The sequence below is a fragment of the Gilliamella sp. CG35 genome, assembly GCF_046635745.1.
GTDB classification, from domain to species: Bacteria; Pseudomonadota; Gammaproteobacteria; order Enterobacterales; family Orbaceae; genus Gilliamella; species Gilliamella apicola_I.
On record NZ_JBIDFH010000027.1, the window covers coordinates 1 to 3,204 of the forward strand.

General features: G+C 29.8%; 2 protein-coding genes. Both read left to right on the plus strand.

The window, feature by feature from the left end:
* The first annotated feature begins 349 nt into the window (after positions 1–349).
* Positions 350–1,918: a hypothetical protein gene (locus ACGH4F_RS09430; RefSeq protein WP_267349631.1), complete on the plus strand. Its 1,569-nt coding sequence runs from the start codon at positions 350–352 to the stop codon at positions 1,916–1,918.
* An 851-nt stretch (positions 1,919–2,769) separates the two neighbouring features.
* On the plus strand, positions 2,770–2,931 hold the full coding sequence (locus ACGH4F_RS09435) for a hypothetical protein (protein WP_411590997.1): 162 nt from the start codon (positions 2,770–2,772) through the stop codon (positions 2,929–2,931).
* Positions 2,932–3,204: the final 273 nt, after the last annotated feature.

A 3,204-nucleotide genomic window follows, 5' to 3' on the forward strand; every position in this document is an offset into this window, starting at 1 on the left:
ATGTTGTTTTGATAGTGATTCTAAATTGATCGTATATTGATAGATCGATAAATCCGATCAATAATATTTTTGAAGATTATCTCTTCTTTTAAATTAAGTGGATAAATTTTTCAATTATTAAATCAATTTTATTATCTCCTCATATTGAAAATAATGTAAGGAATATAGCAGTATCTTATTATTTTTGATAGTGATTTTAAATTGATTGGGTGTTGATGGATCGATAAATCCGATCAATAATATTTAAAAGGATCACCTCTTCATTTAAATTAATTGGATGAATGTGAAGTTATTAAATCAATCTTAAGATTTGTGATTGATTTGTTATTTTGTTAATGAAGAAAACTATATGAAGCACATTATCAACCCTAATTCACGAAATTTTAGTGAATACAAACCTAACCATTTAGTCATCTCTAAATTGAATATAGGTTCGCATTTAAATTGCTTATTATCTATGCTAAAAAAAAATAGGACTGCAACTAAACTGAGTTATTTAAGTGCAGTTTTGGCTTTCATTTCAGTTAATCCTGCTAATGCAGCACTATCAACAACGACCGTCAATTCGATAAAAGGGGATAAACCTGTCTTTTTTGCAACAGAATCGATCGTTAATAAATTAGGTTTTAATTACAACGGTACTGATTACAATGAAATATCCGGTAACATCACTAGTAATACCACCAAATATTTTGATCATACGACTAACTTAAATGATTTTGTCATAAAAAGTTATTTTGTTCCTAGAACAACTATTGATGATAATAAGGGTGATTATTTTGATATTAATAATGATGCTTTTGATCCTAAGCAACCCATCAGCAACACATTAAATTATGTTTGGAAGGATAGTAATAATGTTAAAATCGATCCTGCAGATTTTAATAATATTGCTTGTAGCCATAACAAATATAAAATGCCGTTAAAATTAGAAATCACCGCGACTGATATTAAAGTTCATACTCAATTTGGCGATCCTAATGAAAGCGATCCTGTCAATTTTATTGAAACTCAATCAATGGGTGCTCAGCCTATAACAAAAACTTATCAAATAGCTATCGCTAATACTTGCTTTGCAAAACCTTATAGTCTTATCTCAGATCCACTTACTCAATGGCGTTCAGTTAAAAATGACAAATCTGAGAATGATGAAAAGTGGAATCTCACCGGAATTGGTATAAATAACATTCCTAAAAATAAACCTAATTTTGCAGTAGGTGGCGGAGTAACTGAAGATTATGTCTTCAATCAAGGATTTAAAGTGACACCTACCTTATCTAAAAAACATTTTCCAACGACAGGTTTTGCCGGTGCGCAATTTCAGTTAGTCATGGGTGGTGTACAAAACGATTATACCTTCACGACAAATAATAGTTCTGTTACTGTTGATAAAGATGGTTTAATTACGCTTAACCAGCCTACTAAAACGGTCACTATAACGGCAACCTTAAAATCTGATGATAAAATCCATTATGATTATACATTCAGTCTTGATTTATGGCTTGAACCAAAATTACAATCTTTCCAAAATCAAAACGATGCAAGGGCTCAATGTACAGGTTCTTCAAAATTGTTGAGCCGAAAAGAATTAAATAATTCATCCGAGTTCTCGACTAAAAATTTAGATGGTGCGAAAGGTCGTATTTATAATGTGTTTACACGCGGAATTGGATATGGTGTCTTCAGTGAGTGGGGGAGATCGCTTAATCAACAGTATAATAGTTTGATTGTAACTTATCCAAAATCTAATTGGAAATTTGGTTGGTATTATACTAATGAATCTCACAACACCACTAATGACAATAATGAAGCCATTTCAGAAGCGATTCTGGTTTCAAGTCACGATGGAATGATTTCGTTTCCTAGTGCTTGGGGTATAGATGAAGCAAAAAGAGCCGTTTGCGGAACTTACTTATAATGATTATAAGGAGTATTTAACCCATTCAACAAGGGTTGTTATTTAGCTAGTATTAGGGATGAATTTACACCGACTAATACTTCAAAAGTAGCGTTACCTATTAAAATGATTTTATCAAGTCTGATATGAAAATATGATAGGTAACCTCTTTATCACTTTACCTTTTTCTTCCAATAAAATGTCTATATTAAATCACAGTTATGATCAAAATGATTTTTTGTTATCTTGCTGGATTTCATCATTAACTGTATTGTTTTAACCTTTTTATAAAAATTTGAATAGTCCTAATAAGGTTAAAAAAGCCCCAATATAGGGGCAAAAATGTGGACTACCACTGTCTTTCCAGTTGTCAGGTACTCAATATTGTAACTTTAAAATACGCTATCAAGTACCGTATCAAAACTGCAGTATGTTCGTACGCCTCTGCTAGCTACTTGAATCTTCTTACCCCATTAGTAACTCGTGGTATTGCTAACTTTATGGTAAGTCAATTAGTTTTGATAAAACTGATGATAATATAAGTTATCAATTTAGTCAAGACTAAAAGTTATTGTTTTTCAGTTTTAATCAAATATTAAATACCACTATTTTGATTATAAATTGTACTATACATATTAGAACATTATTTTTGTTGTCGTAATATTTATTAATAAATAATTGATATTAAGTTAATTTATGTTTTTTTTGTTGAGGTGGTATGACACCAATTTTAATAAAAATATTATGTTAGTGTAAAACTTTAAACATTTTGTTTTTATAGGATTATCATTAATTTTTTATAACAATAGTTATTGATTTTAATGATAACTATTGTTATTATAGGTGTGTTTTATTTTGAATAGGAAAACTTTATGATGACACCACAACAACAATTAGCTTTACTTGATGAACAAATAAAAGTCGCTGAGAAACATGTTGACCAACTTTATGATTATCGCCGTCGACTCATAAATCAATATGATCTTAATAAGGGAAAATATCAAAACATTAAGGTAACGCGTCCTTTTTTTTAATTCTTCCTATCGATATTGTTACTAAAAAATAAGTACTTCAACATATGACAATAAGTTAATAGTCACAGATTAATAAATAGTTAAACATTATAAATTGGAATTATATGGAAAAGTTATGAGGTAAATAATGACAGCACAGAACCTGAATATTCAAGAAAATAATAAACCAAAACAATGGCTAAATAAAGTGAGTTTAAATGCTGATTATGATATCACTCAAGTATTAACCCGTTGGGGTAATTGGGCTCGAAAAGAAGCCTATCAACAACGCAA